The sequence below is a fragment of the Phenylobacterium sp. genome, from assembly GCF_024508875.1.
In the GTDB taxonomy this organism is placed as follows: domain Bacteria; phylum Pseudomonadota; class Alphaproteobacteria; order Caulobacterales; family Caulobacteraceae; genus Phenylobacterium.
In genome coordinates this window covers 1-12,353 of record NZ_JANINU010000025.1, presented here as the reverse complement: position 1 = coordinate 12,353, position 12,353 = coordinate 1, and the positions used below count along the sequence as shown (strand labels likewise).

General features: G+C 71.3%; 14 protein-coding genes. 7 read left to right on the top strand and 7 right to left on the bottom strand.

Annotated features, from left to right (window positions below; all coding sequences use genetic code 11):
• The 7 genes from Q0L11_RS03065 to Q0L11_RS03035 all read left to right on the top strand — a co-directional run.
• Window positions 1-282, top strand: a 282-nt coding sequence (locus tag Q0L11_RS03065) for a cytochrome c (RefSeq protein ID WP_296595379.1), incomplete at its 5' end; no start/stop codon positions are given.
• 6 nt (window positions 283-288) lie between these two features.
• The gene (locus Q0L11_RS03060) at window positions 289-1,137 is read left to right on the top strand and encodes a universal stress protein (RefSeq protein ID WP_296595378.1); all 849 of its coding nucleotides are present in this window, start codon (window positions 289-291) and stop codon (window positions 1,135-1,137) included.
• A 50-nt stretch (window positions 1,138-1,187) separates the two neighbouring features.
• Window positions 1,188-2,207 (top strand): AI-2E family transporter, encoded by a 1,020-nt coding sequence (locus tag Q0L11_RS03055; protein WP_296595377.1) that lies wholly within the window; start codon window positions 1,188-1,190, stop codon window positions 2,205-2,207.
• Window positions 2,204-2,779: a DUF308 domain-containing protein gene (locus Q0L11_RS03050; protein ID WP_296595376.1), complete on the top strand. Its 576-nt coding sequence runs from the start codon at window positions 2,204-2,206 to the stop codon at window positions 2,777-2,779. Before Q0L11_RS03055 ends, Q0L11_RS03050 begins: the two co-directional genes overlap by 4 nt.
• A gap of 56 nt (window positions 2,780-2,835) precedes the next feature.
• The gene (locus Q0L11_RS03045) at window positions 2,836-4,332 is read left to right on the top strand and encodes a PAS domain S-box protein (RefSeq protein ID WP_296595375.1); all 1,497 of its coding nucleotides are present in this window, start codon (window positions 2,836-2,838) and stop codon (window positions 4,330-4,332) included.
• Window positions 4,325-4,930, top strand: a complete 606-nt coding sequence (fixJ, locus tag Q0L11_RS03040) for a response regulator FixJ (RefSeq protein WP_296595374.1) — start codon at window positions 4,325-4,327, stop codon at window positions 4,928-4,930. Before Q0L11_RS03045 ends, fixJ begins: the two co-directional genes overlap by 8 nt.
• Window positions 4,931-4,983: 53 nt before the next feature.
• Window positions 4,984-5,391 carry a response regulator gene (locus Q0L11_RS03035; RefSeq protein ID WP_296595373.1) on the top strand — a complete coding sequence of 136 codons (408 nt, stop codon included), beginning with the start codon at window positions 4,984-4,986 and terminating at the stop codon, window positions 5,389-5,391.
• 58 nt (window positions 5,392-5,449) lie between these two features.
• On the opposite strand, the gene hemN is transcribed toward Q0L11_RS03035, so the two are convergent.
• Genes hemN through Q0L11_RS03000 form a run of 7 tightly spaced genes read right to left on the bottom strand, consistent with a single transcriptional unit; the run spans window position 5,450 to window position 12,309 of the window.
• Entirely contained in the window at window positions 5,450-6,829 is a 1,380-nt protein-coding gene (hemN, locus tag Q0L11_RS03030; protein WP_296595372.1) for an oxygen-independent coproporphyrinogen III oxidase, read from the bottom strand.
• A 45-nt stretch (window positions 6,830-6,874) separates the two neighbouring features.
• Window positions 6,875-7,033: a cbb3-type cytochrome oxidase assembly protein CcoS gene (gene ccoS / locus Q0L11_RS03025; RefSeq protein WP_296595371.1), complete on the bottom strand. Its 159-nt coding sequence runs from the start codon at window positions 7,031-7,033 to the stop codon at window positions 6,875-6,877.
• Window positions 7,021-9,195 (bottom strand): heavy metal translocating P-type ATPase, encoded by a 2,175-nt coding sequence (locus Q0L11_RS03020; RefSeq protein ID WP_296595370.1) that lies wholly within the window; start codon window positions 9,193-9,195, stop codon window positions 7,021-7,023. Before Q0L11_RS03020 ends, ccoS begins: the two co-directional genes overlap by 13 nt.
• Complete coding sequence (locus tag Q0L11_RS03015; RefSeq protein WP_296595369.1) at window positions 9,186-9,677, bottom strand: FixH family protein; 492 nt, start codon at window positions 9,675-9,677, stop codon at window positions 9,186-9,188. The genes Q0L11_RS03020 and Q0L11_RS03015 overlap by 10 nt, the downstream gene beginning before the upstream one ends.
• The gene (ccoG, locus tag Q0L11_RS03010; protein ID WP_296595368.1) at window positions 9,674-11,161 is read right to left on the bottom strand and encodes a cytochrome c oxidase accessory protein CcoG; all 1,488 of its coding nucleotides are present in this window, start codon (window positions 11,159-11,161) and stop codon (window positions 9,674-9,676) included. The genes Q0L11_RS03015 and ccoG overlap by 4 nt, the downstream gene beginning before the upstream one ends.
• A 1-nt stretch (window position 11,162) precedes the next feature.
• Window positions 11,163-12,143 (bottom strand): cytochrome-c oxidase, cbb3-type subunit III, encoded by a 981-nt coding sequence (gene ccoP, locus Q0L11_RS03005; RefSeq protein ID WP_296595367.1) that lies wholly within the window; start codon window positions 12,141-12,143, stop codon window positions 11,163-11,165.
• Window positions 12,136-12,309, bottom strand: a complete 174-nt coding sequence (locus Q0L11_RS03000; protein WP_296595366.1) for a cbb3-type cytochrome c oxidase subunit 3 — start codon at window positions 12,307-12,309, stop codon at window positions 12,136-12,138. Before Q0L11_RS03000 ends, ccoP begins: the two co-directional genes overlap by 8 nt.
• Window positions 12,310-12,353: the final 44 nt, after the last annotated feature.

The window sequence follows — 12,353 nt, the reverse complement described above, 5'->3', positions numbered from 1 at the left end:
GCGGGCGTCCCGCCCCTGCCGCGGCTCGACCCGGCCCAGCAGCGTGGCCACGACCTGGCTGCCCAGCGCTGCGCGGGGTGCCACACGGTGGGCCTAGACGACGGCGGCGCGCAGGAGGGACCGGCCTTCCGCGCCCTGGCGCGGCGCTACAACCCGATCTCGCTGGAGCGCCGCTTCTCCGAGGTGTCGCAGCACGGGTTCGACCGGATGCCGCCCGTGCCGTTCACCCGCTCGGACGCCGCAGACCTGATCGCCTACATCGACACCTTGCGGGAGCCCTGAAGGCCGATGTCCTACGACGACCTGCTCCTCACCGCCCTGACCTATCCCGACGCGACGCCGGACCGGGCAATCCGCGGCGGCGTGGCCCTGGCCCGCCGGCTGGGCGGGGAACTGACGTTCCTGACGGTCCGCGTAGACCTGCCGCAACTGCACAACCCGCTCGCCAACGTCCTGATCCACCTCGACCAGACCAGCCGGCTGGAAGAAGCGCGCAGCGCCGCGACCGCCGACCTGGAGGCCGCCTGCGCGCGGGTGGCGGCCGAGATCCTGGACCAGCCGCTGCACTGCGAGTCGGTCTGCGCCAAGCTCTACGAAGAGGCCGAGACGGTGGCCCGGATCGCCCGCACCCGCGACGTCACGCTCGTGCCCATCGGGCCGGCGGTGCTCGCCGACCGCGACCTGGCCGAGACCGTGCTCTTCGGTTCGGGGCGCCCCGTGGTGGTCTATCCCGAGACGGCTGAAATCACCCCAGCCGAGAATTTCCCCCGCGTGCTGATCGCCTGGGACGGCAGCGCACCCGCCGCGCGCGCGGTTGCCGACGCAATGCCGGTGCTCCGCCGCGCCGAGGAGGTGCGGGTCTTCACCGCGCTGGGCGACAAGCCGCAGGCGGTCCGCGGCGTCGGCGAAGCCCTGACCCGTCACCTGCGGACGCACGGCGTGGTCGCGCGGCTGGACGAGCGGCTGGGCCGCGACGAGGCCATCGGCCCGAGGCTGGCGGCCCACGTGGCCGAGACGCGGCCCGACCTGCTGGTGATGGGCGGCTACGGCCATGCGCGGCTGCGCGAGTTCGTTCTGGGCGGGGCCACACAGGCGATCCTCGAGGCGCCGCCCTGCCCCGTGATGCTGTCGCATTGACCCGGCCGCCGGCGCGCCTCCTGCCGCGGCTGCGCCGCCGGCGCCTCGGGATGGACCCGCCGATCCAGGCTGCGGTGCTCGTCGTCGCCGGCATCCTGCTCTGGCGGCTGGCGGACGTGCTGCTCATGGGCTTCGGGGCGGTCCTGACGGCCATCCTGCTCCAGGGTCTGGCGGGGCCACTGACCCGGCGCTTGGGCGTGCCCCGACCGCTGGCCCTGGCCGCCGCGGTGGTCGGCGTCGTCGTCGCGCTGTCGGGCGTCGTGTGGATGTTCGGCCACCAGATCGTGCTGCAGGTCACCACGCTCGGAGACCTGCTTCCCCGGGCCTGGACCGCCGTGCAGAAACCCCTCTCCGCCTCGCCGCTCGGCGCCTACGTCCTCGACGACCTGCAACGCCTGCGGCACGCGGACGGGCTGGTCGTGCGCACCGCCTCGCGCCTGATCCAGGGCTCGGCCAGCGCCGCGGCGGCGACGGTGATCGTGCTGTTCTGCGGGCTGTACCTGGCCTTCCATCCGCAGACCTACCTGCGCGGCGCCCTGCGCCTGCTGCCCATGCCCCGGCGGGCGCGGGCGGCCGAGGTGCTGGCCGCCTGCGGCCAGGCCCTGAACCGCTGGCTGATCGGCCAGGTGGCCTCCATGCTGCTGGTCGGCGTCACCGTGGGACTGGGGCTGTGGTGGGCGGGCATCCCGTCGCCGCTGGCCCTGGGCGCGCTCGCCGGCGTCGCCCAGTTCGTGCCGGTGATCGGGCCTTGGGTCGCGACCCTGCCGGGCCTGATCCTCGCCGCCGCCCAGGGGCCGCAGGCCTTCGCCGTGACCGGCGCGATCTATCTGGGCGCCTCGCAATTCGAGGCCAACGTGGTGACGCCGCTGGTGCTGCGGCAGATGGTGGAGCTGCCCATGGGCGTCACGCTGTTCGCGGTGCTGGCCATGGGCGTGCTGCTGGGGCCGCTGGGGGTGCTGTTCGCGACCCCCCTCGCCGTGGTCGCCCATGTCCTGGTGCGCTGCCTCTATGTGGAGGATATCCTCGGCGACCGGCCCCTGGCGGCGCCGCCGCCCGAGACGGCCGCATGAGCACGATCGACGCCATGGAAATCCCCGCGCTCGTCCACCTGCACCCCGACCGCCGCCGGCCCGCCCTGGCGGGCGGGGTCGGCATGATGCTGCTCGCGGTGGCGGCGATCGCCTTCCCGTCCGAGACCGCCATCGTGGTCGGCGCGGCCGGCGGCTGGCTGCTGTGGCTGGCGGGAGCGCTGATGCTCGCGGTGGCCCTGGTCACCTTCACGAGCTGGTTGCGGGTGCTCGGGGCCGCGGCGGCCCTGGCCGCGGTCGGGCTCGGGGTCTACCTGACGCTGCATCCGGCGGCGGGGGCGCTGGCCACCGCGATGGTGCTGGCGGCGGCGCTGGTGATGGACGGCAGCTTCCAGCTCGCGGCGGCGCTGCACTTGCGGCCGCTCTCGGCCTGGCGCTGGCTGCTGGCGTCGGCGATCACCAGCCTGGCGGCGGCGGGGATGCTCGCCTCCTCGGCCCCGGCGCGTTCGCCACAGGCCGTGGCCCTGCTGCTGTTCGCGGCCTTCGCGACCACGGGCGCGGCGCTCGTGGCCACAAGCCTGGCGCGCGCGGCGCCGCGGCGCGACGCGGACTGACGCACGACCCGCACGTCGTCTTGCCACGACCTTCGCCGCCGCGTACCGCACAGGAGATGTTCCCGGTGCACGAAACGTACGTCGAGCCGGCCCGCCCCTGGGTGCGGGCCCGAGGCTACGCCGTCGCGATCGCCGCCACCCTGGCCTGCGCCGGCGTTCGGATGCTGCTCACGCCGCTCCTGAACGACGACCTCGTCTTCCTGCTGTTCGTGCCGGCGCTGCTGGTCAGCGCCGTGGTCGGCGGGGCAAGGCCGACCCTGCTGGCCGGGGCGCTGTCGCTCGTGCTCGGGCTCGTCATGGTCGGCGCGCCGATCACCGACCCCAGCCTGGTCGTGCGGGTCGTGACCTTCGCGTTGCTGACGCTGCTGGCAGGCTGGTTCGGCTCGCGGATGTTCGACACCAGCCGTACGCTTCGGCGCATCGTGCAGGACCTGCAGGCCCGGGAGGCGCACCTGCAGTCGATCCTGGACACCGTCCCGGACGCCATGATCGTGATCGACGACCACGGCCTGATCCAGTCCTTCTCCAGCGCCGCCGAGCGGCAGTTCGGCTGGACCGCCGAGGAGGTGATGGGCAAGAACGTCAGCATGCTCATGCCCGAGCCGTATCGGGCGCAGCACGACGGCTACCTCGACCGCTACAAGACCACGGGCGAGAAACGGATCATCGGCATCGGCCGGGTGGTGGTGGGCGTGCGCAAGGACGGCACGACCTTCCCGCTGGAACTGGCGGTCGGCGAGATGCGGTCGAACGAGAAGCGGTTCTTCACCGGCTTCATCCGCGACCTCACCGAGCGCCAGGCGACGGAACGGCGCCTGCAGGACCTGCAGGGCGAGCTGGTCCACGTCTCGCGCCTGACGGCGCTGGGCGAGATGGCTTCCGCGCTGGCGCACGAGCTGAACCAGCCGCTGACCGCGGCGACCAACTTCATGAAGGGCTGCCTGGTGCTCATCAAGCGCAAGCCCCTGAACGAGGCGCGGCTGGAGGAGATGATCTCGCAGGGGGCCGATCAGGCGCTGCGCGCCGGCCAGATCATCCGCCGCCTGCGCGATTTCGTGGCCAAGGGCGAGGCCGACCGCCGCATCGAAAGCCTGCCCAAGCTGCTCGAGGAGGCCGGGGCCCTGGCCATGGTGGGCGCGAAGGAGCGCAGCGTGCGGCTGCGCTACGAGCTCGATCCGTCCGTCGACCTCGTCCTGGCCGACAAGGTGCAGATCCAGCAGGTGGCGTTGAACCTCATCCGCAACGGCATCGAGGCGATGGAGGAGAGCCCGCGCAAGGAAGTGGTCGTGGGCGCGCGCCCGGTAGCGGACGACATGGTCGAAGTCTGGGTCAGCGACACCGGGCACGGCATCAGCGACGAGGCGGCCGAGCAACTTTTCCAGCCGTTCATGACCACCAAGAGCCACGGGATGGGGATCGGCCTGTCGATTTCCCGGACTATAGTCGAAGCGCACGGAGGTCGAATCTGGGTCGAGCCGAATCCCGGCGGCGGAGCCGTGTTCCGGTTCACGCTGCGCGGCGTTCGCGAGGAGGAGTTGGCGGACAATGAGTGATGCGGTCGTCCACCTGATCGATGACGACGAGCCCATCCGGGTGTCGCTGGGCTTCGTTCTGGAGATGAACGACCTGCCCGCCAAGACCTATGCGTCGGCGCAGGAGTTCCTGGATGTGGTCGACACTCTGGACGGCGGCTGCATCGTCACGGACGTGCGAATGCCCGATATGAACGGCCTGGAGCTGGTCAAGCGGCTCAGGGAACGCGGCGTGCAGATTCCCGTGATCATGATCACCGGCCACGGCGACGTGCCGATGGCCGTGGAAGCCATGCGAGCGGGGGTGATCGACTTCATCGAGAAGCCCTTCGAGGACGAGACCCTGATAAAGTCGATCCGCATGGCGCTGGACACGCGCGCGGAGAGCGACATCCACGCCCAGGAGCGCAGGCGCTTCGAGGAGATGCTGTCCACCCTCTCCGGCCGGGAAAAGGACGTGCTGCGCGGCGTCATCGCCGGGAAGATGAATAAGGTGATCGCCTACGAGCTCGGCATCAGCCCCCGGACCGTCGAGGTCTATCGGGCCAACGTAATGAGCAAGACGAACGCCCACGGCCTGTCGGAACTCGTCCGGATCGCGCTGCTCGCAGGTTTCTAAAAGGTTGCGCGAGATCAAAGCGGGCTGGCCCGGCTCGGGCGATCCTGTTCAATATGGATCAGTGCCGTCTTCACGATCGCCCGCTCGTCTTCGTCGTGGACGACGACCTCGCGGTGCGGCGAGCCCTTGAGTTCGCCCTCGACCTCGAAGGCTTCGCGGTCGAAACCTACGAGTCGGGCGAGGCGCTGCTGCTGCGCGAGCCGCCGAACGGTCCGACCTGCCTTGTGCTGGACGAGCGGTTGCCCGGCATCACCGGCCTGGGCGCGCTGAACCAGTTGCGCCAGCGCGAGGTGAACCTGCCCGCGATCCTCATCACCACCCACCCGGGACCGGCGCTGCGGGCTGCGGCCGCGAAGGCGGGGGTTCCGATCCTGGAGAAGCCAGTGCTGGGCGACACGCTGGTGGCGGCCATCAACGCGGCTCTGCATCCTGCCGCGCCGCCTGAGTTTTGCCCCGACTGACGCGCGGCGGGCGCAGCTCAAAATCGGCTTCTCGGGACGGCCCGAACGGGTCCGCGGGTCAGAGCGCGCGGGAGTGCCGGCCACCCTCGGGCTGGAAGTAGGCGTCGAAGACCGCACAGACCGAGCGGACGACCAGCCGGCCGTACCCGACGACCTTCACATTGCCGCCGTCGATCTCGACGAGGCCGTCCTGCACGAACGGCTGGAGGCGCGCCAGGGCGCCGGACAGTTCCTGGGCCTGCCGTCCGTGGCGCACGCACACGTCGGGGAGGTCGACCTCCAGGTCGCACATGAGCCGCTCGATGATCTCGCCGCGGAAGCGGTCGTCGTCCGTCATGGCTACGCCGCGGGCGATCGGCAGCCGGCCGGCCTCGACCGCGTCGCGCCAGCCGAGCTCCTGGGCGACGTTCTGGACGAACCCCTGGGGCAGGCGGCCGATGGACGAGGCGCCCAGGCCCAGCAGCGTGCCCGCCGCGTCGGTGGTGTAGCCCTGGAAGCTGCGGTGCAGGCGGCCCTCGGCCAGGGCGACGGCCATCTCGTCCTCCGCGCGTGCGAAATGGTCGAGGCCGATCCGGACGTAGCCTTCCCGCACCAGCCGCTCGGCGGCCGCTTCGGCCTGGTCCAGGCGGGCGGCGGCGCCCGGCAGGGCCGCCTCGTCGATCAGCTTCTGGTGGGCCTTCATCCACGGGACGTGGGCATAGCCGAACAGGGCCACCCGCTCGGGCCGCAGCCTCAGGATGGCATCGACGGTGGAGAGGGTGTTGGCCGTGGTCTGGTGTGGCAGGCCGTACATCAGGTCGAGGTTGACCGAGCGAACGCCCGCCTCGCGTAGCCAGCCGACGGCCGCGGCTACCTGCTCGAACGTATCGACCCGGTTGACGGCTGCCTGGACCGCCGGATCCAGGTTCTGCACGCCGAGGCTCGCGCGGTTCAGGCCATGCTGGCCGGCGGTGCGGACCCAGTCGTGGGTGAGCGTCGCGGGGTCGAGCTCGGCGGCGACCTCGAGGCCGGGCTCAAGGTCGAAGGCGGCGTGCAGCGCATCGAAGATCGCCGTCAGTTCCTCGCAGGACAGCATGTTGGGCGTACCGCCGCCGAAGTGGATATGGCTGAGCGACGTGCGGCGCGGCAGGGCCGCGGCGAGGAACCCCGTCTCGGTGAGCAGGAGCTGCACATAGTCGCCGATCGGCTCGCGCCGGCTGACGCCGCGGGTGTTGCAGCCGCAGTACCAGCAGAGCCGGGCGCAGAACGGGATGTGCAGGTAGAGCGAGACCGGCTCGGCCGGCAGTTCGGCCAGCCAGGCGCGATAGACGTCCTCATCGACAGCCGGTGAGAACTGCAGGGCGGTCGGGTAGCTGGTGTAGCGCGGCGCGCGGCCGTCATAGCGGGCGACGAGCGCGGCGAGGTCCGCGGCGGTCGGGACGGCGGTGTCGATGCTCATGCCGCGTCTTCTGGCGCCCACGGCGCGGTGGCGACATGATCAGGATCAAGCGGCCGGACGGTCCTCGGGATCGTCCACGAGGATGCGGGCGGCGTCGCCGGCGGGGTCGTCGTACTGCCGCGAGCGCAGGCTCCACCAGAAGGCGCCCAGGGCCATCAGGCCCAGGCCCAGCGAGAACGGAGCCAGGAACATCACGATGTCCATCGACGACCTCCGGTGCGCAGCGCGTTCAGGGTGACCACCAGCGACGAGCTCGACATGGCGATCGCTGCGACGAACGGATTGACGAAGCCCAGCATGGCCGCCGGCGCCGCCAGCAGGTTGTAGAGCGTCGCCAGGCCGAAGTTCTCCATCGCGCGGCGGTGGGCGTTGCGCGCCACGTCGAAGGCCTCGACCACCGGCGCCAGGCCTTCGCCCGAGAACACCAGGTCGGCGGCGTTCTGGCTGGCCTCCAGCGCCGTGCCGGGCGCCATGGCCGCGTGGGCGCGGGCCAGGGCGGCCGCGTCGTTCAGTCCGTCGCCGACCATCAGCACCTTGTGGCCCTCGGCCGCCAGGGCGTCGATGCGGGCGGCCTTGTCCTGTGGCGTGCAGCCCGAGCGCCAGTCGGTGACACCCGCCGCCGCCGCGGCGCGGCAGACGGCGCCGTCGACGTCGCCCGAGAGGATTTCCACCGCCAGGCCGCGGCCGCGCAGGGCGGCCACCACGTCGGCGGCGTCGGAACGCATGGCGTCGACGAAAACGAAGCGCAGGCGGGTCTCGCCTTCGAAGCCGAACCACAGCTCAGTCTCGCCGCCGCGGGTCTCGACCCCAAGGAAATCGGCCTTGCCCAGCCGGCAACGGCGGCCGTCGATCACGCCCTCGACGCCCTGGCCGGGAACCTCCTTCACCGACTCGGCGAGGGGGCCCTCGCCGCCGGCGGCGGCCAGCGCGCGGGCCAGCGGATGGCGCGAGGCGCGGGCCAGCGGCGCGGCCATGGCGACCGCCGCCGGGGCGGTGTCCTTCAGGCGCGGACGGCCTTCGGTGAGCACGCCGGTCTTGTCGAAGATGACGTGGTCCACCTCGGAGAGGCGCTCCAGCGCCGCGCCGGACTTGACCAGCACGCCGCGCCGGAAAAGCCGCGCGGACGCGGTGATCTGCACGGCCGGCACCGCCAGCCCGAGGGCGCAGGGGCAGGTTACGATGAGGACGGCGACAGCGCGGATCAGCGCCTCGCGCGGCTCCAGCCCCAGGGCCCAACCGCCGACGAAGGTCAACAGGGCGACGGCGTGGACCACGGGCACGTAGACCGCGGCCGCCTTGTCGGCGAGGCGGACGTAGCGGGACTTGGACTGGGCGCCGAGCTCGATGAGGCGGGCGATCGCCGCCAGCGCCGAGTCTTCCGAACGGGCCGTGGCGCGCAGGCGCAGCACGCCCGACAGGTTGAGCGCCCCCGCGCGGCAGGCCTGGCCGACGGCGACCGCGACGGGCACCGTCTCGCCGGTAAGCAGGCTGTTGTCGAGCTCGGACAGGCCGTCGGCGATCTCGCCGTCGACAGGGATGCGTTCCCCGGGCCGGACCAGCAGCATGTCGCCGGGTCGGACCTGGCCGACGGGCACGGCGGTCAGGGCGTCGCCCGAGCCCACCAGCGTCGCGGTGGCCGCCTGCATGGCCAGCAGATCCGCGGCGGCGCTGGAGGCGCGCGCGCGCAGCCGGTGCTCCAGCCAGCGGCCGATCAGCAGCAGGAAGAGGAGGGAGACGGCGGCGTCGAAATAGACGTCGCGGCCGCGGAGCACGGTCTCGGAGAAGCTGATGGCCAGGGTGAGCAGGACGCCGATGGAGATCGGTACGTCCATGTTGGCGCGGCGCGCCTTCAGCGAACGCCAGGCCGAGCGGAAGAAGGGCATCCCCGCGTAGAGGGCGCAGGGGGCGCCGACCACGCCGGAAAACCACATCATCAGCGTGCGGGTGGCGGGGCCCAGTTCCTGGCCGAACAGGCCGGCCCAGATCGGCACCGAGAACATCATGGTGTTCATGACGCCGAAGGCCGCAACGGCCATGGCCATGATGAGCTGGCGGCCCTCGCGGTCGTGCGCCTCGCGCGCGCCGGCGGGGTCGTAGGGGGTGGCGGCGTAGCCGAGGCTGTCGAGGGCCGCGACCACCTGCGCGGTGTTCTCCGCGCCCGGCGCGAACTCGACGGTCAACCGCTTCTGGCTGAGGTTCAGGCGCGCCGCGGCGACGCCCGAGAGGCCGGTCACCGCCCGTTCGACCTTGGCCAGGCAACCGGCGCAGCGGACGTCCGGGACGAGGAGGTCGAGGCTGGCGCGGCCGCGCTCGTCGCGGCGCAGGAAGGCGGTGAAGTCCGCCCCGCTCTCGTAGGTTACGGCCACGTCAGCCTCCGCTCGGCGCGGAAGATGGCGCCGGTGCGATCGCCGGCCTCCGCGGTGAGGTCCCAGGCGCCGTCGATGCGGCCTGTCGGCGCGACATAGCGGCCCGGCGAAACCTCGGAGAAGTGGAGCTGTATCCGGCCGGACTCGGTGGCCGGGCGCTCCAGCCGCCCGCCGATCGCGAGGCCCGAGACCGGGCGGCCGTCGCGGCCCACGAACTCGATCATCACCTGCCCCGGCTCGGCCGCGGCGGCGGCGCGCCAGCCCAGACGGTCCTGCGCCTCGAGCTGGGCGATGTGGCGGTTGTAGAGCAGGCCGTCCTCATACGGCGTCACGGAGACCTGCCCCGGGAAGGTTTTCACGGCGATCACGGCGAAGGTCGTGTCGACCGATACGACGATCGCGAAGAAGGCCACGACGCCCAGCAGCACATGCCAGCCGCGGATGACGAAGCCCGGACGGGCGGGCTGTTCGACGGCGCTCATTTCGAGCCCTCCGTTCCGGTGATGAAGGTGGTCTTGGTGTCGAACGCGCCCTTGGCGCCGCGGATCATGAAGGTCGCGGGCATGCTTTCGGGGGCGTCCTCGGCCGGATTGGCGCTGACGAAGACGCGAACGGCCCGAACCTCGTTGGCGGGGACGGTGGCGCGCACCGCGCCGGGCGCCTCGCCGGGCGTGCGCAGCGTGGCGCCGGCGAGGCCGTTGAAGGACACCTCCACCGTCTGCGGCTCGAACGTGCGGTTGGCGATCTTCAGCGTATAGCCGTTGCGCACCGACCCATCGTGCAGGCGGATGTAGGTGGGGTTGCGGTCGCGCAGGGCGTGCAGGTCCATGGCCGGCCGGTGCAGCAGGCCCCAGCCGACCAGGCCGGAAACCAGCGTCAGGGCGACCGCGTAGTAAATCGTGCGGGGCCGGACGAGCTTGTAGATCGCCTTTTCGCCGTTCGCCCGGGCCGCGACGGCGCCGTCGGTGTCGTAGGCGATCAGGGCCCTGGGCCGGCCCACCCGGTCCATGATCTCGTCGCAGGCGTCGATGCAGAGCGCGCAATTGATGCACTCGAGCTGGGGGCCATTGCGGATGTCGATCCCCATCGGGCAGGCGACGACGCAGGCGTGGCAGTCGATGCAGTCGCCGCGGCCTTCCCACGCCTGGCCCTTCTTGTGCGGGCCACGCGGCTCGCCCCGGTCATAGCGGTAGGTGACCTGGAACGAGTGGTTGTCGAGCATGGCGCCCTGGATGCGGGGCCAGGGACACATGTAGGTGCAGACCTGCTCGCGCATGTGGCCCGCGAAGACGTAGGTGGTCGCGGTGAGGATGGCGCACGAGATGTAGGACGTGGCCGGCGCATGGCCGGTCCAGAACTCCATGAACAGCGTCGGCGCATCGCGGAAGTAGAAGATCCACGCGCCGCCGGTGCCGAACGCGATGCCCAGCCAGACCAGATGCTTGCCGCCCTTGCGCCACAGCTTGTCGAAGGACCAGGGGGCTGTGGCCAGGCGCATGCGCGCGTTACGGTCGCCCTCGAACAGCCGCTCCACATAGATGTAGAGGTCGGTCCAGACCGTCTGTGGACACGCGTAGCCGCACCACAGCCGGCCGAAGAGCGCCGTCACCAGGAACAGCGCCAGGGCCGCCATCACCAGCAGGCCGGTGATGAAGTGGACTTCCTGCGGCCAGAGCTGGATGCCGAAGAAGTAGAAGCGACGGCCGAAGAAGTCGACGAGCACGGCCTGGTCCGGCAGGGCGCCGGGGCGATCCCACCGGAGCCAGGGCGTGACGTAGTAGATCGACAGCATCAGGATCAGCAGCGCCCACTTGATCCGCCGCCACTGGCCGTGGACCAGCTTCGGGTAGATCGGCATGCGCGGCTTGTAGAGACCGCCACCGGCGTCCCCCTTCTGACGCACGCGGTCGGCGGCGGAGACCGCCCCTTCCGCGCCGCGCTTACGCGTATCGATTACAGTATTCATATCAGCGACCCGCACCCCCGGCGGCGGTCGACGTCGCGGTCGGCTGGGCCGCAGCAGGAGCCACTGCCGGAGCTGCCGGAGCCTGCGCCGCCTTGGCGGGGGCGACAGCTTCCGCCTCGCCGCCCGCGTTGGCGTGGACGTAGACGGCCAGGGCCTTGATCGTCTCGGGCGAGAAGCGCGCTTCCCAGGTGGGCATCACGCCGTTGCGGCCGTTCCAGATCTGGTCGTGGATGGAGCCGCGATCCGAGCCGTAGAGCCATTCCGAGTCCGTGAGGTTCGGGATGCCCTGCGTCACGTCACCCGTGCCAGCGGGGCCATGGCAGGCCGAGCACTGGTCGGCGAAGGTCTGGCGCGCCCGGCCGACGGCGGCGGCGTTGGCCTTGCGGCCGGAGAGCGCCACCACGTACTCGGTCAGGTCGTTGATCTGGTCCTCGGTCAGCAACTGGTCGCGGCCGAACGAGGGCATGACCTTCTCGCCGCGCGCATTGGCGTGGCCCGAGCGGACGCCGACCTGGATGGTGTGCTGGATCGCATCGAGCGAGCCACCCCACAGCCAGACGTCGTCACGCAGGTTGGGATAGCCCTTGCCGCCCGCCCCACCGGCGCCGTGGCAGGTGGCGCAGTTGTCGCCGAACACCGACTGGCCGACCTGCATGGCGTAGGCCTGCAGCTCGGGGTCGCCCTCGATCTGCTGGAGGCTGGCCGAGCGAAGCCGGCTTTCACCCGCCTGCCGCTGGGCCGCCAGGCCCTTCAGTTCGGTCACTACCTGGGCGCGGTCGGACTTGCCGAGCATGCCGTGGGTGTAGCCGGTGATGCCTGGCCAGGCCGGCATCAGGACCCAGTACACGATCGCGAACAGGATCGAGCCGTAGAAGACCCACAGCCACCAGCGGGGCAGCGGCGTGTCCAGTTCCTTGATGCCGTCCCACTCGTGGCCCGTGGTTTCGGTGCCGGAGTGATCGTCTCTTTCGCGCTCAGCCATGGGGCGCCTCGTCTTCTTCAAGCGGGAGTTGGGCGAGGCGCTGGAACGCCTGCCTGTGGCGCGGCCAGAGCGCGTAGATCACGCCGGCGGCGAAGATCAGACCGAAGAACACCGTCCCGGCCTGCTGGGCGAAGGTGGCCATCGCCTCGTAGGTCAGGCCGCTCATCGCAGGTTCTCCGGGTCTTCCGCCTTGTAGGTGCGGAAATCGAC

Bases quoted from the DNA above. Each gene is read 5' to 3' on its own strand.
- Q0L11_RS03060 (WP_296595378.1), top strand. From the start codon at position 289: ATGTCCTACGACGACCTGCTCCTCACCGCCCTGACCTATCCCGACGCG.
- Q0L11_RS03055 (WP_296595377.1), top strand. From the start codon at position 1,188: ATGGACCCGCCGATCCAGGCTGCGGTGCTCGTCGTCGCCGGCATCCTG.
- Q0L11_RS03050 (WP_296595376.1), top strand. From the start codon at position 2,204: ATGAGCACGATCGACGCCATGGAAATCCCCGCGCTCGTCCACCTGCAC.
- Q0L11_RS03045 (WP_296595375.1), top strand. From the start codon at position 2,836: ATGTTCCCGGTGCACGAAACGTACGTCGAGCCGGCCCGCCCCTGGGTG.
- fixJ (WP_296595374.1), top strand. From the start codon at position 4,325: ATGAGTGATGCGGTCGTCCACCTGATCGATGACGACGAGCCCATCCGG.
- Q0L11_RS03035 (WP_296595373.1), top strand. From the start codon at position 4,984: ATGGATCAGTGCCGTCTTCACGATCGCCCGCTCGTCTTCGTCGTGGAC.
- hemN (WP_296595372.1), bottom strand. From the start codon at position 6,829: ATGAGCATCGACACCGCCGTCCCGACCGCCGCGGACCTCGCCGCGCTC.
- ccoS (WP_296595371.1), bottom strand. From the start codon at position 7,033: ATGGACATCGTGATGTTCCTGGCTCCGTTCTCGCTGGGCCTGGGCCTG.
- Q0L11_RS03015 (WP_296595369.1), bottom strand. From the start codon at position 9,677: ATGAGCGCCGTCGAACAGCCCGCCCGTCCGGGCTTCGTCATCCGCGGC.
- ccoG (WP_296595368.1), bottom strand. From the start codon at position 11,161: ATGAATACTGTAATCGATACGCGTAAGCGCGGCGCGGAAGGGGCGGTC.
- ccoP (WP_296595367.1), bottom strand. From the start codon at position 12,143: ATGGCTGAGCGCGAAAGAGACGATCACTCCGGCACCGAAACCACGGGC.
- Q0L11_RS03000 (WP_296595366.1), bottom strand. From the start codon at position 12,309: ATGAGCGGCCTGACCTACGAGGCGATGGCCACCTTCGCCCAGCAGGCC.